13 protein-coding genes are annotated in these 18,973 nt (G+C 50.8%); 2 read left to right on the top strand and 11 right to left on the bottom strand.

The annotated features are described in order from the left end of the window. Nucleotides 1-432: 432 nt before the first annotated feature. The gene (locus K9N57_15575; protein ID MCF7805604.1) at nucleotides 433-1,518 is read left to right on the top strand and encodes an integron integrase; all 1,086 of its coding nucleotides are present in this window, start codon (nucleotides 433-435) and stop codon (nucleotides 1,516-1,518) included. 1,036 nt (nucleotides 1,519-2,554) lie between these two features. Next, nucleotides 2,555-3,370, top strand: coding sequence for a T9SS type A sorting domain-containing protein (locus K9N57_15570; protein ID MCF7805603.1), 816 nt, complete (start codon nucleotides 2,555-2,557; stop codon nucleotides 3,368-3,370). A 156-nt stretch (nucleotides 3,371-3,526) separates the two neighbouring features. On the opposite strand, the gene K9N57_15565 is transcribed toward K9N57_15570, so the two are convergent. The 11 genes from K9N57_15565 to K9N57_15515 all read right to left on the bottom strand — a co-directional run bounded on the left by K9N57_15565 (nucleotide 3,527) and on the right by K9N57_15515 (nucleotide 18,915). Beyond that, a complete protein-coding gene (locus tag K9N57_15565) occupies nucleotides 3,527-4,495 on the bottom strand; it encodes a glycoside hydrolase family 43 protein (GenBank protein ID MCF7805602.1) in 969 nt (322 codons plus the stop codon). A gap of 758 nt (nucleotides 4,496-5,253) precedes the next feature. Next, the gene (locus K9N57_15560; GenBank protein ID MCF7805601.1) at nucleotides 5,254-6,747 is read right to left on the bottom strand and encodes an amino acid decarboxylase; all 1,494 of its coding nucleotides are present in this window, start codon (nucleotides 6,745-6,747) and stop codon (nucleotides 5,254-5,256) included. 91 nt (nucleotides 6,748-6,838) lie between these two features. Continuing rightward, nucleotides 6,839-7,042, bottom strand: a complete 204-nt coding sequence (locus K9N57_15555) for a hypothetical protein (GenBank protein MCF7805600.1) — start codon at nucleotides 7,040-7,042, stop codon at nucleotides 6,839-6,841. Nucleotides 7,043-7,491: 449 nt separating this feature from the next. Beyond that, the gene (locus K9N57_15550) at nucleotides 7,492-8,337 is read right to left on the bottom strand and encodes a class I SAM-dependent methyltransferase (protein ID MCF7805599.1); all 846 of its coding nucleotides are present in this window, start codon (nucleotides 8,335-8,337) and stop codon (nucleotides 7,492-7,494) included. Next, complete coding sequence (locus K9N57_15545; GenBank protein MCF7805598.1) at nucleotides 8,247-8,993, bottom strand: Bax inhibitor-1/YccA family protein; 747 nt, start codon at nucleotides 8,991-8,993, stop codon at nucleotides 8,247-8,249. Before K9N57_15545 ends, K9N57_15550 begins: the two co-directional genes overlap by 91 nt. Before the next feature lie 882 nt (nucleotides 8,994-9,875). After that, on the bottom strand, nucleotides 9,876-11,090 hold the full coding sequence (locus tag K9N57_15540; protein ID MCF7805597.1) for a hypothetical protein: 1,215 nt from the start codon (nucleotides 11,088-11,090) through the stop codon (nucleotides 9,876-9,878). Nucleotides 11,091-11,360: 270 nt separating this feature from the next. After that, entirely contained in the window at nucleotides 11,361-14,210 is a 2,850-nt protein-coding gene (locus tag K9N57_15535) for an FAD-binding oxidoreductase (GenBank protein ID MCF7805596.1), read from the bottom strand. Nucleotides 14,211-15,090: 880 nt separating this feature from the next. Further along, nucleotides 15,091-15,930, bottom strand: a complete 840-nt coding sequence (locus K9N57_15530; protein ID MCF7805595.1) for a 2,3,4,5-tetrahydropyridine-2,6-dicarboxylate N-succinyltransferase — start codon at nucleotides 15,928-15,930, stop codon at nucleotides 15,091-15,093. Further along, nucleotides 15,927-16,817, bottom strand: coding sequence for a 4-hydroxy-tetrahydrodipicolinate synthase (gene dapA / locus K9N57_15525; protein MCF7805594.1), 891 nt, complete (start codon nucleotides 16,815-16,817; stop codon nucleotides 15,927-15,929). The genes K9N57_15530 and dapA overlap by 4 nt, the downstream gene beginning before the upstream one ends. Beyond that, a complete protein-coding gene (gene dapB / locus K9N57_15520; protein ID MCF7805593.1) occupies nucleotides 16,814-17,551 on the bottom strand; it encodes a 4-hydroxy-tetrahydrodipicolinate reductase in 738 nt (245 codons plus the stop codon). Before dapB ends, dapA begins: the two co-directional genes overlap by 4 nt. Next, nucleotides 17,548-18,915 carry an aspartate kinase gene (locus tag K9N57_15515; protein MCF7805592.1) on the bottom strand — a complete coding sequence of 456 codons (1,368 nt, stop codon included), beginning with the start codon at nucleotides 18,913-18,915 and terminating at the stop codon, nucleotides 17,548-17,550. The genes dapB and K9N57_15515 overlap by 4 nt, the downstream gene beginning before the upstream one ends. Nucleotides 18,916-18,973: the final 58 nt, after the last annotated feature.

Genomic DNA, 18,973 nt, shown 5'->3' with positions numbered 1-18,973 from the left:
AAAACACGAGCACAAAAAGGACACCCATTAGAAACCGTTGAAATGACATCATAACCTCCATGGTGTATGTATTACTTGCACTGATGATACGACCATACAACGCGTCAGATATGAGAATTGTTTCGTCTTGCCGCCTAACCTTAGATTAGATGTTAAAACTGATTCTGTAATCTCTGGCGTTCTGATCTTATCCGGATTTATAAATGTAATATTATCGGGGAGAAATTCCATGTAATCTCATTCAGAGAAACCCCGCATTGGGCTTTACAATAAACTGGTGGCATCATTTTACCCGAATGCTTATACTTCATGTGTTCACCTTTTGTACTACTCTTATTGTGGTGATAAACAAAAAGAGTCGATTCATCTTATCGTGGGAGTGAAGCGGAAATCGTTTAAACATCGCCGGGATGAAAACAGAAGGAGGCTATCATGGCAAAATCCAGACTGCTGACCGAAGTGAAGAACTCACTGCGCGCCAAGCATTACAGCTATCGCACCGAGCAAGCCTACATCCAATGGATCAAACGGTTCATCCTTTTTCACAAAAAACGGCACCCCGAGAATCTGAAAAGCTCCCACATCCAGGACTATCTCTCCTTTCTGGCAAACAAACAAAACGTCGCGGCCTCCACCCAAAATCAGGCCCGGGCGGCCATCCTGTATCTCTACCGGGAAGTGTTAAATCAGGAGATGGTGCTCGACAGCGAAGAAATCGACTTTGCCGCCAAACCGAAGAAAATACCCACCGTATTCTCCAGAGAAGAAGCGCGCACCGTACTGCAGCATATGACCGGACAAACCTGGCTCATGGCCAGCCTGCTCTATGGATCCGGACTGCGGGTCACCGAATGCCTCCGCCTCCGGGTCAAGGATATCGATTTCGACCTGAATCAAATCATCGTGCGGGACGGAAAGGGCAGCAAAGACCGCGTCACCATCCTGCCGGAATCGTTGGTTGCTCCCTTGCGACGTCAAATTGCACGCGTCTCGGCCCGCCGCAAAAGCGATCTGTCCAAAGATGTAAAAGGCGTCTCACTCCCCAATGCCCTGTCGGAAAAATATGTGGACGCCGCCACATCGCTGGAATGGCAATACCTGTTTCCGTCCAGAGATGTCTCACGGGATCCGCGAACCGGGAAAAAGTTGCGCCACCACTTTTCCACGTCAGGCCTGCAACATGCCGTCAGGCGAGCCGTCAAGAAGGCGGATGTCAATAAAGCTGCCAGTTGTCATACATTCCGGCACTCATTCGCTACCCACTTGCTGGAACATGGATACGATATCCGCACCGTCCAGGAACTCCTCGGACACTCCGACGTCCGGACCACCATGATTTATACCCACATCGTCAAAAAAGGCGGGCGGGCCGTCCAAAGCCCGATAGACGTTCCCGAATCCACACCGGACACCGAAGACCAAAAAATGAGCGAACCATCCTCTCCATATTACGGATACCGGTGCTCCGATTTTCCCGTGAGGTACCATCCGGAATTCCCGGCGAGGGCCAATGCGTAGCGGGAACCTGCTCGCCAACCGGTTGTTCCCCATACCATATACCTCATACCTTCTCCAGGCTTCATTCTTCAGTCTTCATTTTTCATTCTTCCTTCGGGCGGGATAGTGGTTACTTGGACATTGGATATTCAATTCGTTGTTGTCCCCCTGTCCCCGGAACGAGCTTTCTCTGCCGTGAGCGAAAAATGCCGGGTGTATTAGAGGCGACACATCGATGAGTCGGAAGGCAGGTACAACAGACAACAAACCACCAACAACGAACAGTTTTTCCCTTCTGCCTTCTCCTTTCTCCAAATCTATGGAGCCCCCCGGCTTTACAGCCGGGGTCCCTGCTTTGACTCCGCCATTGGGCGGAGTCTGGGCGGAATCCCGCCCAGAAAACCATTCCATCCACGGGTTTACACACGTGGTTTTCTGCATGGCGGGATAAAACCTGCTAATGCAAGGGCTACCAACGTGTTGTCCCTTATACCCGTATACCCCTATACCCAATCAGTTTACTGCTGTCAGACGCGGCTTCGCCATCTCGGTCACATGACCGGGAGACGGCAGGTACGGATATACCCCACAATCATCACGACCCCGCAATGTGCTCCCCATGAGTTCAACAAAACAAATAAAGTGCTAACAAATAGCTCACAAAAATTCAGTGATTGGCGATGATTCCGCGCAACTGTCGTGCTTACCGCAACAAAACTCTTTCCCCAAAGAAGGATTTGCTGGCAATGCCCGACAACAAAATCATAAATAGTATCCAATCCACTGTGAGTGCTGTACCGTATAACTGAATTCGAAAATCAAAGTAGGGGATTCCCATAGGCGAATCAACAGGAAAAAGCGGCAGAGAAGCCATTGAAGCACCTTCGCGATGATCGGGCACCACCTTCCCAGTAAAAAAATTCCGGTTGTGATCTCAACAGGAAAACCCCGATATTTACAATGAGAATCTGGAGACTACCGCGGTACGAAGTATTCAACAGCCGCGATCCAGTCATAGAGTACATTTTTTGTGAATTGTATTAAAAATGGAGGTAGTATGACCTTCCGTGTTCTAGTAATTACGCTATGTCTTATCCTGTCCGGGACCGCTTCCGGACAATTCTTCACCCGGGATTGGAAGGTCGATTACCTGGTCCACGACATTATCGATATCGATCAAGATAACGTCCCGGAACTCGTCAACATCCGGAACGACACCACCTTTTTCTACAACAGTAAAAACTACAACCTGGAGTGGGAGCTACCGGGAAAAAGATTGTATCCCAGTGATGTGAATGCCGCGTCAGCTCTGTTTAAAAATCCGAGACTCTACTATCCCTACCGGGATTATAACAGGGATGGCAATACGGATGTCCTGATCTGGCAGAAGAATGTCTTTCAGATCGTAGACGTCATACACAACTCAGTGATATTCAGCCATACCGAAGCACCGGGGGTTCGCATTATCCCATTCCTTGCGAACATGGGGACTGGTTCTATGAAACTATTCATCAACGCAATCGGCGGCGATACGCTCCGGAAGACCTATATATATTCCACAGATATACCGACACCCGGTGACTCATCTCTGGTGGGAGGGCTGCCACCGTACTTTAAACTCTATCAAAACTATCCAAATCCATTCAACGCCAGCACAGTTATTAAGTACAAAATCGGCCAGATGGGACACGTTAAACTCAACATCTACAATGTCCATGGTGAATTAATCGATGTTCTTCTGGACACCCGGCAAAACTCCGGACAATATACCATCCCCTGGGATGCTGCCGGACTCAGTTCCGGCACCTACTTTTACCAGATAGTAATGGATGGGCGGCCCATCGATGGCAAAAAAGCCATCTACCTCAAGTAATCAAAACTCAGGGAATTTTACTAACAGGAGGTGAAGCGCAATCCTCTAAATTGGGTGTTTTGTTGGTTGTTGGTTGTTGGTTGTTGGTTGTTGGTTGTTGGTTGTTTCTTTTTCCTTATCCCGTATACCCCTATACCCTTATATCCTTCCTTCTCCTCATCCCCCGACCTCCATCAGCCGGTCCAACACTTCCCACGGTACCCGATAAACCGTCCCGTGGCGCGTTCCCTCGGGAAAATTAATGCGGCCGGAAATGTCCGTCCAATTTTCCAGGTCTTCCGACATCACCGCTCCCATATTGTGGTCAATATATTTGTCAAAATAGACAATCCATTTCCCATCGATTTTAATAGCCGTCGGCCCTTCAGCCCAGTAATCACCCGTGATCGGTTCCGATGGCTCACTGTAGGGGCCTGCTGCCTGGTCCGCTGTCGCCAGCCGGATATTCTTCTGCGGTTCGAACGGCTTGTTGGTCTCGTCCTTTAAAAACATCATGTACGTGTCGCCCTCTTTTTCGATGGTCGCATCGATGACGTTGAAGCCCTTGTTGTAGAAAATCTCCGTATCGGCGAACTCCTGGAAATCTTTGGTCCAGGTATAATACATACGGTGATTGTTCCCCGGAGCTGGCGGCTCTTCGCTGCTCTGATTATCCGTCTCGGGAAATCGGCCCGGAATTGTCGTTGCCCAGAAGATGAGATATCGCGCGTTGGCCTCGTCGTAATACAGTTCAGGCGCCCAGCAGTTCTTCGCATCCGGCTCATGCTCCATCACCGGGATATACTGCTGTTCCGACCAATGGATGAGATCTTCCGAGTTCGCATATCCGATGCCCTTCTCCCACCAGCTCACCGTCCAGGCCATATGGTACAGTCCGTCCGGCCCCTGGATAATGCAGGGATCACGCATCAGTTTGTCAGCGGTAAGCTCCGGTTTCAGAAATGACTCATTATTATTCAGCGCCTTAAATGTGTAGCCATCCAGACTATACGCCAGATGCAATCCATCCTCGCCATTCCCCTGGAAATACGAAAACAAGTACACATCCTTCTGCGCCTCCTGGCCGGCACAGGCAGTTATAGCAAAGCCAATTACGATTAAACCAAGTACGAGTAATTTTCGCATAATTCCCGTCCGTTGTTAGTGATTCATAATAGGTTAGCGCGATTTTGTTCTGAGCAGATGTACTAATATACCACCGACTTAATGAAAAAGCCCACCTCGAAAACACAAACAAAATGGTGCATAAATTTTCGTCCCCCGGGGCTTCTGAGCCATTCCGACCGACCGGAAGCGAGCGTCTCGTGAGGGATCCCGTTTGGAAAAGAATCTCATAAAACAATTCTCCTTCGTATGAGGAATGAGATCCCTCAGCTCCTCCGATGAAACGGAGTCCCTCGGGATGACTAGATACGTCAATTTCTTGAACTTGCCATTTTTTTCGGCCTTCGAATTCCTTTCGTATGAACGACTGGTGCGGTGAGGAAACGGGAATTCAACTGTTTGACCGAATCCGGCCCATGCCGGATGAGGGAGTTTTGAATTCCCGCCGAACCGCAGTGTAGTCGCCCTAGAACGGGACATCACCGCCGGATTTTTTCATCAAAGCAACTCAATCCCCAGGAAGGGGGAAATTCTTCGTCTGCTTGGCAGCCCGTCTCTCCCTCTCTTCGGAAGAGAGGGAGAACAAGAGGGTGAGTTGTGTTGGTAAATGAATATCCTGTGTGTTGCTTATTCTTAATTTGTTCTTCGTGGTTTCTTTGCGTCCTTCGCGGCTCAGTCGTTTTTTTCCTCTCCGGCCTCCGGTTTCCCCTTTCTTCATTCTTCCTTCAGGGAGTCGGGCGGGGTACTTCATTGGCTATTGGACATTCGACATTGGATATTCAATTTGTCCCTTTCTCCCTTCCTCCTTCCTCCCTTTTCCCCCCTATACCCGTTTTATCAAGCTGCCGCCGGATAATCCGCCACGCTTTTTCCAGATGCCGAAGCTCCGTCCGCAGGTTGCCGATAGCAATCCGGAGCACGTATTTTTCGTTCAGTTTCGTATGGGAGAGAAACACCTCTCTCGTCCCATTGATGGCGTCAAGCAGTTGCGCATTCAGATCGTTCAAGGCTGCTTCGTCATCCATTCCCTCCGGATGGACGCGGAAGCAGAGCGTACTGAACGGCGTCGGTGCCATCATCTCGAACTGCGGATCTTCCTCAATCCAGCCTCGAAACGTGTTTGCATATTCAATGTGCTGGCGAATCCGGCTGGCAAGCCCCTCGTGACCAAAATACCGAATCACAAACCAGAGCTTCAGCGCCCGGAACCGGCGGCCCAGCTGGATGCCGTAGTCCATCAGATTTTCCGTTTCACTATCCTCGGCCGTCCGAAGATATTCCGGCACCAGACTGAACGCCCGCTTCACCACTTCGGGATGCCGGGTATAAAACGCGCTGAAGTCGACGGGGACGAACAGCCACTTGTGGGGATTCATCACCAGGGAGTCGGCGCGATCGCAGCCGTCCAATACGTACCGCATCTCCGGCACCACCGCCGCAGCGCCTCCGTACGCAGCATCCACATGCAGCCAGAGCTCATCTTGCTCGCAGATATCCGCAATCGCCGGCACCGGATCGATGCTGGTGGTAGACGTTGTTCCCACCGTTGCCACCACGCAGAACGGCTGCCAGCCGGAGTCACGGTCTTCGGCGATGGCTTTTTCCAAAAGATCCGGACGCATCCTGAATTCCTCATCCGACGGAATCTTCCGGACACCTTCGGTACCAATGCCCAGGGTAATCGCCGCCTTTTCAATGGATGAGTGCGTCTGGTCAGAACAGTACAATCTGAGTCTCGGCACATCTGTACCGGCCAGTCCCTTTTCTCTGGAGGTTGGCACCGCCCGTTCCCGGGCCGCCGCAATGCCGTGCATTGTGCTCACTGACGCCGTATCGTACACGATACCCCAAAAAGAGTCCGGTAGTCCCAGCATTTGGCGGAGCCAGGAGAGCACAAGCTTTTCCAGTTCGGTGGCCGACGGACACGTCTTCCAGAGCATTCCGTTCACATTAAACGCCGCCGCCAGCAGTTCGCCCAGAATGCCCGGCCCGCTCCCGGTGATGGAGAAGTACGCCAGGAACTCCGGATGATTCCAGTGGGTCATCCCCGGCATAATCACCTGGTCAACATCTAGTAAAATTTCCTCGAACGATTCGCCCATTTCCGGTGCCATCTGGCGCAGATTCCCGGCAACCTCGCCGGGACGCACCTCCGGCAGCACCGGGATATCGTCCATCCGTGAAAAATAATCAGCAATCCAGTCCGCCAGGTCGTGGGCATATTTCCGGAACTTCTCCGGCGGCATGTCTCCGAGGGGGTATTTGGCGTTCATAATCACTCCAATGCTAATCTTATTGCTTCTTAATCTTAATCCTCCCAAGGGGATCCCTTCGGGATAATCTTACTCTTAATCGGTGTTTTCCTTAAAGTATTGCGTACTGCGTATTTTTCGCGTAATTGAATTTCATTAGCGCTCCTTCAGGGCTCTGGTTAAAATTGGGATCTCCCTGCCCCAGGGCTTTCTCCTGGGCTGTCATATGTCGCCCCTTTGGGGCTTTCCCGTCCCTGTCTTCTCTATCGTTTATCTTCTTCCCCTTCCCATTCTTCTCCGGCGCGATGGATTTCATTCTTCATTCGAGGTGTTTGGGGAGATAATTGGAAGCTGGATATTGGACATTCCTCGGTTGGATTTTCGATCTGTTCCATTCTCCCTTCTGCTTTCTCCCTTCTCCGGTTTTTCCCTTCTTCACTCTTCATTATTCATTCTACATTCCTCATTCGGGGGAAGGCGATGGGCACTTGGACATTGGATATTCATCGGTTGGACATTCATCTACCCGGTCAGCCATCCCTGGCGGGATATGCATTATTTTTTATGCTTTTGTATTCTCACCAATACATTGATGGGTTGAAAGTAATCGCCCCTTCCGGGCTTATCCAAACCATTCTATTCTTTTTCTCTAATTAATATGTTTTTCTCAGCGGTCTCTGCGTCTCTGCGGTTATATTTTTTAATAAGTGTTAATCCGTTATTTCTGCGTTTATCTGCTCCGGGAGTAGTCCCTTTTGGGGCGTGCTATTTCTTCATCCCGATCCGCATCCGTATCGGCCACGTTACGTTCTTCTCTTCCTTGGGATTTTCCCAGAGATGGCTCATCGCGTCCCGGATCTCATCTACGGGACTATATCCCTTATCTCTATGAAATCTCTTGGCAGCCGACCAGGTATTCAAATACCCGAGAAACCGTTCCAGATCCCAGTGATGGCTGGCCCGAAACTCCGGTGCGTCGATTTCATCGAATGGAAAATCTATGGACTGATAGCCGTTATCCACGTACTCCCGCTCCGGCGGCCAATACGGCCCGACAATTTCTTCGAGATATCTGGTAATCAACGGTTCCATCTCCTTGTTGACGGACGGTTTGAGGTAACACCACGCCGCCAAAATTCCACCAGGGCGCAAAACGCGATTCACCTCTTTGAAAAACGCCTCGAAGTCCAGCCAGTGCAGCGCTTGCGAAATCGTGACAAGATCTATGGAATGAGCAGGGAGTCCGGAGTGGTATGCTGTTGAGACAAAGTAAGTTACATTCTCATGGGGAAAGGCATTCTCCACCTGGGAAGCGCTGGCATCTGATGCAAATACCCGCTCAAAGTACGGCGCGATTCCGATAGCGGTCTGCCCGCTGCCGGTGGCGCAATCCCAGGCGATATCATAATTTTTACATTGTTCTGCGACAAATTGATACAGTTCCTCGGGATAGCCGGGACGATATTCGGCGTAATCCTCGGCGTGCCCGGAGAAAAGATCTTTGAACTTCCCCACCGGTTTTAGCGGCGGCTCGCCAGTTTGGCCAGCAGACGCAGAATCTCCAGGTAGAGCCAGACCAGCGTCACCAGCAGACCGAATGAGGCGTACCATTCCATGTATCGTGGAGCACCTGCTTCCACACCGGACTCGATAAAGTCGAAATCCAGCACCAGGTTCAGCGCAGCGATAATTACGACGAATACACTAAAGCCGATTCCGATGAGGCCACTGGAGTGAATAAACGGGATCTGCATTCCGAAGAAACCGAGAATCCACGTAAGCATATAGACCAGGAAAATCCCGCCTGTGGCTGCGGCAACGCCGAGTTTGAAATTCTCGGTGACCTGAATCAATCCGGTGCGATATGCCGCCAGTAATCCGAACAGCGTTCCGAAAGTGAGGAAAACCGCCTGCAGCACTATCCCCGGGTACTGGGCTTCGAATATCGCGGAAATTCCGCCGAGGAACAGCCCTTCGAGTACCGCATAGATGGGAGCAGTTATAGGCGACCACGTCTTCTTAAATACGGTGATCAGCGCTACGATCAAACCACCGATAGCCCCGCCAATCATATACGGCATCACTGCACCGGATGAACCCGCCGAGAAAAAGATATTCCACGTCCAGATCGCCGGTAGCATTAACAGCACCAGCAGAGTCGCCGACCGGTTCACCGTCCCCTGCAGGGACATGGTATCCCGTCCGGCAGAAGCATAATCCAAATTCTGAAATGTGTTCGAGTTGAGCGCCGGATTGGCCGTGCGCATAACAGTGTTCGCCATATAGATTCTCCTTTAATGACAGATTATGTTCAATTTGTGAAATGAATAATATTCCGTTGCTGGTTGATCTGCAAGGGATTTTGACGAATGAGTCATTCCGACCGAACGAAGTGAGCGGAGGAATCTCGTGAAGTCTTCTTTCGGAGTTAAGAGGATGACTCCTTCTTCTGTTTAACTTCGGCCTCCAAGTCTATTTCGTCTCAATGCCCGGCGTACCGAGGCATTGCGGGAATCAGCTGTTTGACCGAAGGGAGTTCTGAATCTGATAGGCAGGATGAAATAGTCGTACTAGAAAGGAATGCGGTCGCCGGATTTTTGGGCACATTTTTTAAAAGTGTCAAACACAACTATGTTATTTGTTGTGAATGGAGCTCCCCGGGCATTACAGCCGGGATTCATTTTTTGACTCCGCCAGTGGGTTGAGTCCGGGCGGGATAAATTTTTAGTTATAGTAGTTACCAGGCAAAACTAGCCACTAAAAGGCCCCTACTTTTTTCTTGATAAAAAAGTAGCAAATAATCAATGCAGTGTTTTCAATTTTGACCGCTGATGTGACTCACTCCGGGCCAGAACTGAAACTCCCTTCGCTTCCACAGCCGGTTCTGGCTTTCTTACGCTCAGGAGAAGTATATACAAAATTAATCCCAAGGCCAATTGGATTGGAATCGTCTTTTCTTATGGAAACTCAGTGTTTGAGTACCCAAATAGAAAATGAGAGGACTATTAACCCTTGGGGCAATATTATGAAAGACCATCCATCGATGTAGAAGTGCGAGTTCTGAGTTTCCTTGATTTTTTCTGCCCGTTTTTTATCAAGAAAAAACGGGCAAATACAATAAAAAGGGTTATTGCCGAAAGGAACCGTAATCAATCCACCCCATAAAACCCCATAAGAATCTCTGGCAACCCCCGCCGCCAATACGCCCAGCTGTGATCCTCCGGGGCAGTCATGTAGCGAACGCGAATTCCCCGATCCCGCAAAGCATCCCGAAAAGAACTGGCCGCTTGCACAAAATCGTAGTCCTTGATCGTTCGCTCAAATTGCCCCACCTGGATATACGCCAGCTGAAATGGGTGTTTCCGATTCAAACTATGGGCATATTCGATGATCCATTGGTCATCATAGGAAAAATGTCCCGACTGCCCGGCAATCATTCCGAAGAGATCCGGGCGACGCAATCCCGCATAAAATGCAGCTAACCCACCAAAACTCTCACTAATGATCCCCGTTTTTCGTCGCTCTCTTGACAGGCTATACTGGTTGCTGTAGGATGGGATAATTTCGTCAGCCAGCATCTTGAGGAAATCGGGATTGTTACCGTATTCGCTGGCACGATCGACCGGATCGATCATCACGATCACCAGCGGACGAATTTTCCCGGCGGCAATCAGGTTATCGGCGAGGACATCAATCTTTCCGTAATTCAGGTAGTCGCTCCCGTCGAGACAATACAACACTGAATACGGATTATCATTCGGAAATTCCGGCGGCAGATAAATATGGATTGTGCGCTCACCGGACAGAATGGTGCTTTCCCACTGCTCAGTGACTATCCTACCAGACGGTATCTCACTATTTTTTTGTGTCCACGGGGACGGCTCGTACTTCGGCATCCGCATTTCCGAATTGAGCCCATACGCCCCCATCGTCGTATCAGGATTTTCAGGGTCGAGCATCCATTCGCCATCTTTGACTAACTTATAATCCAGCCGGGCGTCTACGGGAAAGGAATGCTCGCTGAAGTAAATATCCGTCCGGCCGAGCCGGGCCATGCGACCCACCTCCGGATCCCAGTTATTGAAAAAACCGACCACGCTCACCGATTCCCGAACTTCGCCGCGATAGATGAAATAGCACTTTTCTCCCTCGGTGATCGGTGTTCCGGTCTTTTCGAGAACACGATTAAACTCCCGGACAACCCCTTCGCGCTCCTCATTATTCGCCGCGTTGTTATACAGATAGATAAAGTGCGGAAAATTCATGATCTCCGGCTGCCAGATACCAGTCTGGGCGTACGGACTCGATATAGCCGAGAGGCAAAATAGGGAAAGAATAATCAGCGATTTCGGTTTAGATATCATTGGGGAATTCAATTTAGGGTAGTATATCACCTTTGTATGTGGTAATCAATTGTTGGTAGTCTTGCAGGTCAGTGTTTGTAGTTCATTGTTAGTTGTTCTTAGTTAGGGACCATCTACATTACAAACCGAACTCGTTTTCTGAGCATCCTTTCAATTTTTTCAACTCACCACGAACCACTAACAACTAACATTTTTTCCATTTTTCATTCTTTCTTTCCAGGAATTAAACCCGCGAAAACAGTGGCTATCAACCGGTGTCCCCCTATACCCTTATATCTTTCTTGACGCCTCCTCCACCAGATAAACGATTGAGCGATACGGCTTTCCCACTGCATCCGACATTCCGATCTCACACGTGCGGGAAGAGGAATAATATCCACTCACTTTTTCAAGATTTCTCACTTCCTTCGACTCCCCGGTTGTCGCTGAATTCGTCAATTCCGGATAGAGTAGTCCCCGGTCGCCAGCAAATCCGCAACAACCGTGATGTTCCGGAATTATTGCTTGCTCTGTACATTGCTCTGCAATCGATTTCATCAGATCTGTTTGTCCCATTTTTTCCGTGCTGCAGGTCGGATGAATCACCGACAAACCCGGCACTTTCCGCACGTGCAGTTTCGGGAGGATTTCGGAATGCAGAAATTCCACGATATCCCGGAAGTACAATTTTTTCCACCGTTCCAGAAATTTTCCTTTCAGGATTTTGCTATACTGCATTAGCGAGTGTGAACAAGGACTGGTATCGCATACTACGGGAATCGTTCCGCCCCGGCTGGCGCTCCAGAGGGAATTCATCGTCCGCTCTGCCATCGTTTTATACGCGCCAATATAACCCTTCGAATTCCACGGCTGCCCGCAGCAGAGATCGGCGACGTTCGGGGGTACGATGTACGAAATTCCAGCCCGTTGCAACACACGAGCAAACGAATCGTCCACGGATTTATCGCTTCGTTCACCGGGAAAATTCCCGGCAGTCCTCGTGAGGCAACTCGGAAAATAGACAACCCGAGGTTTTTCAGTCTCCCCATTGGAGGGTGATAGTGCTCCCCTGTACCCAACTGGTATATACCGGTTCCAGGCGGGAATTGCTCCGCTGCTCCACCGGTTAAAGCGCTCCCACATCCGAAGCCAGCGTTTCTGTCCGATAACGCCTTGTATCTCCACTGCCACCGATAATCCGAACCGGATTAATCGGGTCACAGTCCCAAAATTTCTTTCGACCATTCCAGCACATCTCCGCTGAATTGGCGATTTTGACTCCCGGCGCAAATCCTTCATCAGCCGGCCGGTATCGATGTCCACCGGACATGCGGTACCGCAGAGTCCATCGGCGGCGCAGGTATCCACCCCCTCGTAGAGATAATCCTGTTCCAACGATTTCGCTACGGCCTGCTCTTCAGATGATCCGGTGGAAAGTCTCGCAATTTCCCGCTGGATCACTATTCGCCGCCTCGGTGTGGTAGTCAGATCCCGCGAGGGACAGGCCGGCTCGCAGAATCCGCACTCCACACATTGGTCGACGATCGGATCAACCTCCGGCATGGATTTAATATCCTGAAGATGTACCCGCGGGTTCTCGTTCAGGATGACGCCGGGATTCAGAATATTCTCCGGATCGACTGCCTGCTTCAGGCGATGCATGATATTATAGAGTTCCGGGCCCCATTCGGCCTCTACAAACGGCGCCATGTTGCGACCGGTACCGTGTTCGGCCTTCAGCGAACCACCGTACTCCACAACCAGCTCTGCGATGTCATTGAGGAGATTTTCGTACCGAGTGGTTCCTTCCCGGTCAAAATCCTGTGCTATAACGAAGTGGAGGTTTCCGTCCTTGGCGTGGCCGAAGATGATGCCGTCCTCGTATCCGTTGGCATCGAGCAACCGCCGGACTTTCTGTGTCGCCGCAGCCAGCCCCCCTCCCGGGAATGCGATATCCTCGATAATTACCGAGGTGCCGGCCTTCCGCACCGCGCCGACGGAGGGATACAACCCTTTTCGTACCTTCCAGAGGCGATCCCTGTAATTCTGCTCCGTAGAGAATCCGGTGGATAATTCTAACATTTGCCCGGAGATCCATTCTTCCCCTTCATTGATGAATTCTGCAAGTTTTTGTTGCGTCTCTGCCTGAAATTCCACCAGCAGGGCCGCCGCGGTTTCGCTGACTCCCCGGATCTCCTGAGGCACGCCGGACTGATTCTCCACCGACCGAAGCGACGCCCGATCCATCAACTCCACCGCTTCCGCGCCCATTTCCTGCAACGGGCCGACTGAATTTACCGCTTCTTCCAATGATTGAAACACCGTCAGCGCCGTCGCCTTCTCCGGATAATCCGGTAGCGTTCTGAGCGTCACGTCTGATATAAACGCCAGCGTCCCCTCCGATCCCACCAGCAGATGGCAGAAAATATCGAACGGATCATCGAAATCGACAAACGCGTTCAGGCTGTATCCGGTGGTATTTTTTCGGCGGTACTTTCCGCGTACCTTTGCCAATAATTCCGGATTTGATCTGATTCTGTCCCGCAGTGAACCCAACGTAGCCGCCAATTCGGATTCCGTATTCCTGAAAGCCTCCGCGGCTTCGACATCTCTGGAATCGTAGCAGTGTCCGTTCGGAAGGATAAACCGAATATCCTCCAAGGTATGATAGGAGTTGTGCCGGACCCCACAACACATCCCGCTGGCGTTGTTGGCGATGATGCCGCCGATCATGCAGGCGTTGATGGACGCCGGATCAGGGCCGATCTTGCGTCCCAGCGGACGCAGATGCATATTCGCATGCGCCCCGATGACACCCGGCTGCAACCGGATGCCTTCCCCACCGTCGAGTATTTCGTGCTCCCGCCAGTACCGGCTGATGTCCACCAGGATCCCGTCGGTAATGGACTGGCCGGAAAGGCTCGTCCCCGCCGCCCGGAAGACTATGGGTTGCCAGGTTTCCAACGCAATACGGAAGAGATTCCGGATGTCATCCTCCGTCTTTGGCTGCACCACCGTCTCGGGAATAAGCCGATAGAAGCTGGCATCGGCAGCGAATCCATAACGATCAATAGGACGGGAGAGGATCTGATCTTCGGGGAGGGAGTTGGAGAGGATTTTATGGAGGTGATTTGTTTGCATTAAACGTTTTCGATTATACTTCCCTCAATTTAAAATCCGAGTTCAAATCGTCGTCCATTCTTCGACAAATTGTTTGCCCCTGCTCAAGACATGTTCAGAATAAACGTTGAAAAGTTAACTCTGAGCACGTCGAATAGTGAAATCATCTGTAAATATTACCTAAACCCACTTTTTTCCAGCCAAAAAAGTGGGCAGAAAGGCCCGAAAACTCAGAACTCGCACACTTAATAATTCAAAATGGTCTTTTATAATTTTCGCATTCAATTTAACTATTTCACTAAATTTCTATTATGGTGCTCAAACACTGAGTTTCCGTTAAACTACAAAAAACTTGCATCCATATGTTTATATGGTGTCTCCTGAATATCGGTAAAATTATATACAAATTTGTATATAAAACTTATAATAATTATTGAACAGCGCATTTCATCCGATAAACTTACTCTATTCGCCAGTTTTAGATAACGCCGATTCCATCTGTTTTTTTCCGGAAACTCATCTGTCTGAGCACTCAGATTAAGATTCCAATAGTTCAACCGTACGAATAGCAAAATTATGAAAGACGCTGAATTGAAAGGGAGTGCGAGTTCTGAGTTTCCAGGCCCTTTTGGGTACTTTTGGGGCCAACAAAAGTACCATTAATAAAAGTTTTCGGAGGCAGGTCGGTGTAAATATTCTTGATACAATTTAGGTCAGCGGATTTTTTGAATTTTTGTCTGATGGATTCCCTTTGGATCTTAAAAAGAGTAAGTAAAAATTCTGCCATCCCGCCGGGGCTCAATCTGGATTTGGGGTATTTAATCCCCGTCCTGTCCGGGTGGAACGGCACTATTCAAGGATTGCCGTATGAATATCTGTGAGGTAAAAACAGTAAAAAAAATCACCGCAACGAATCCTCCAACACGGTCGCACTATCCGTTTTCTCATCCCGGTACTTCACGATCAGCGGCGTGTAAATTGAAAGCCCGTTCTCTTCGGCGAAGTCCTTCTCAATCTTCCGGGAGCCAGGCACCACCACGGCATCCTCCGGCACCACCAGCGGTTCCCCAGGCTTCGCGCGGATCACTTCCTCATTCACCAGATCGTAGATCGGTGTTCCCGCCGTCAGCGTAACGCCCGCGCCGATGACGGCGTTCTGCTTCACGATTGTCCCCTCGTAGATCCCGCTGCTGCCGCCCACCATCACGCCGTCCTCCACAATCACCGGCAACGCGCCGATGGGCTCCAGCACCCCGCCGATCTGTACGCCGGCACTCAGGTGCACCCGGCTGCCGATCTGGGCACACGATCCCACCAGCGCGTGGGAATCCACCATGCTCTCCGCATCCACATACGCGCCCACGTTGATATACACCGGCGGCATAATCACCACCTCCGGAGATATGTAGGAGCCGTCGCGGATACTCGAACCGCCGGGCACCTGTCGCACCTGATTCTCTAGCGTCAATTGCTTCAGCGGGTAAGTGTGTTTGTCAAAATACCGGAACTGTTCGTTCACCGAATAGTCCACCAACTTCCCCATGCGGAAACCAATTAGAATCCCCTCTTTGACCCAGCTTACCGCCTTCCAGCCGTCAGACTGCGGCTCTGCAGATCGGACAGTTCCCTCGTTCAGCAGTGATTTAAACTCAGTAAAGAGGGTCTCATCCTGCTCGGTATAGTTATCCGGATTTTCGTCGTATAATTCCTGAATACGTTCTTTGATTTGGTCAGTCGTCATGAAATAAGCCCCATCGATTTCGCCACGGCCAGTAACTTTTTCCTGTTCTCGTCTGCTATCGGCACCATCGGCAGGCGGAATTTTTCCTGAATTTTCCCCATGGCTGCCAGTACCGTCTTCACCGGGATCGGATTCGTTTCAAAGAAGTTCGCCTCCATCAGCGGAAGCATCGTATAATGGAGTTCTCTGGCCCCAGCGAAATTGCCACTCAGCGCCTGCTCAATCATCTTGGACATTTCGGCCGGCATCTCGTTGGCAACCACCGAGACTACGCCGTCTCCGCCCAGCGCAACTATCGAGAAAGCGTCGGAGTCATCCCCGGAGAGAACGCTGAAATCATCCGGACAATTATCGATAATATGCATGATCTGCTTGAAATTTCCGGACGCTTCCTTGGTGGCGACGATGTTCGGGATCTCTGCCAATCGCAACTGCGTCTCCGCAGAGATATTGCTGCTGGTGCGGCCCGGTACATTATACATCACGACAGGGATTTCAATGGACTCGGCGACGGCCTTATAATGCTCGTACAGGCCGGCTTGAGTTGGCTTATTGTAATACGGTGAGACCACCAGTACCCCATCGGCTCCCAGCGATTGGGCGAGCTGCGACATCTCGATAACCTTTGCAGTACTATTGGTTCCGGTTCCGGGAATAACCGGAATCCTGCCGTCGACGACCTCCAGCACCGCTGTAACCAGTTCAGCAAATTCATCTTTGGAAAGCGTGGCCGCCTCGCCGGTGGTGCCGGACGGGAGAATCATATCCGTCCCGGATTCCAAATGCCACTCTACCAGTGAATGCACCGACGGGATATCAATATCGCCCTGCTCATTGAACGGGGTCACCAGTGCGACGCCGGCCCCCGTAAATCGTTTATTGCTCATGCTTGTCCTTCCTGTAAAATATCGTCGATTAAATCGTGTATGGTGTACAGCCCCTGTTTCCCTTCCAGCCATTCCGCTGCAATAACGGCTCCTTCCGCTAAAGTCTTCCGGGATTTTATCGAATGACTGAATTCGATCCGGTCGTGTTCCCCTTCGATGACAATCCGGTGATTTCCGTAGACATCTCCTACCCGTGACGATGAAATCTGCAGCTGCTCAGGTTTGATCCGACCGTCCGGATTCCCGACCAGGAGTTCGGACTTCGAATCGAACTGCTTCAACGCGATCTTCCCGAGTTCCAATGCCGTCCCGCTGGGAGCATCGGATTTTTTGGTATGGTGCTCCTCGTGGATAGTGATATCGTAATTCTGCGATCCGAATAGTTTTGAGATGAATTCCGTTCCCCGGAAAAAGAGGTTCACCCCCAGCGCAAAATTCGGCGCATAGAGACACCCGATGCCAGACTCTTCAACCGATTTTTCCACCGATTCAAGCTGATCATACCAGCCCGTGGTGCCGATGACAATATTATTCCCGGTCTTCCCGGCGATGTCTACATATTCCGGTACCATCTCTCCCACTGAAAAGTCGATGAATGTGACGTTTTCCGGCGCATTCTCTTCGGTCAGGGGATGGTCAATATCGAACGTTTCCACAACCTCGTGGCCGCGCGATTCGGCCTGTCCCGCCACATGTTGACCGGTGTTCCCAGTCCCGATAACGGCAATTTTCATTCGGATGTCTTTCCGGAGTTTGCGTTAAAGATTTCGTGAAAAAGTGTACTGAAAATTTCGCTAAGATTAAAGTCTTTCACGGCCAGCAACCACCGGTTGGAATTTGGCGAATACGGGAAAAAATCGTATTCGAATTTCTCAAGAATTCCGATCAAATTGCGGTATTCTTCGGAGTTGGTTGTCAGTGACTCGCCCACAATTCCAATGATCCCGATCTCCGTCTCAGTTCTGCATTCGATTTCATCGGAGAGCTCCTCACAGAATCGGTCGATCAATCTTGGTTCTCCGGGATCAACTATTGCAGTCATAGCATTCGGCGACTGCATGGTGAGATAGATTTGGCTCCATCCGGCGGAATTTATGAGATCGGCAAATTGCTCGCGGGATTGAGCAGTGCCGCTGAGTTCTATGCGGACGAGGTCACGTACCGCCGTCAGACAGTGGATGCCTGCCCCGGTTTTATCTCCGGAGAGCACCGTTCCCTGCTTTTCCGGCGCAAACGTGTTCCGGATATACACTGGAATATCTCGTTCAATGGCCGGCAGCACCGTCCGCGGATGCAGCACCCGGGCGCCGAAATTCGCCAGTTCCTTCGCCTCTTCGATATTGAGTTTCTCAATGGTTGTCGCTTCGTCCACCAATCCGGGGTCAGCATTCAGGAAGCCGTCCACGTCCGTCCATATCTGGATATCTTCCGCCCCAAGGATCGACCCGAGTACCGCCGCAGTATAATCCGATCCGCCGCGACCGAGTGTCGTGACTGTCCCGTCGCTCGTTCCGCCGACAAATCCCTGGAGCACCGGCACCTGGTTTTGTTCGATCGCCGGAACGACGTGTTCCTCCACCGAGCGGCTCGTCTGGTCCCACAGCACGTCCGCCCGACCGAAATTGGCATCCGTGATGACGCACTTCTGTGCCGGAATCTCCACGCCGGCAATATTCATAGATCTGAGTGCATGCGTGATTACAGTTTGCGAGATCTTTTCTCCATAGCTCAGGAGGGTATCCATCGCCCTGGGAGTGAGCTCCTTCACCACGGTCAATCCACGGTAGACGTTCTTCAGCTCCTGCATAATCCGGTTGACGTCCGAAAGGCACTGCTGCTGCTCAGCATTTTTGGAAACTACTCCCGAGATAATCCGGTACAGCCGTGGCTCAAAAAAATCGTTCAGCTCGTTGATAACGAACTTCTCGGAGTGCTCCAGTGACAGATCCGCCAGGTGTTCCAGCACATTGGTGATATCCCCCAGCGCCGAAACAACCACCACGGGATTCCGCCCGAGCTGGGATTCGATGATCGAGGTCACCCGCCGGATCTCCTCAATATCCGCGAGGGATGAGCCTCCGAATTTCAGAATAACCAAGGGTAAACTCCGGGTTTCATCGGTTTGGGCAAAATCCTTGTTAGTATTGGTGCGGAAT

It is taken from the genome of Candidatus Neomarinimicrobiota bacterium (assembly GCA_021734025.1).
Classification (GTDB): Bacteria; Fidelibacterota; JAANXI01; order JAANXI01; family JAANXI01; genus JAANXI01.
The sequence above is the reverse complement of the archived record's forward strand: the minus strand, read 5'-3'. Positions and strand labels throughout refer to the sequence as shown.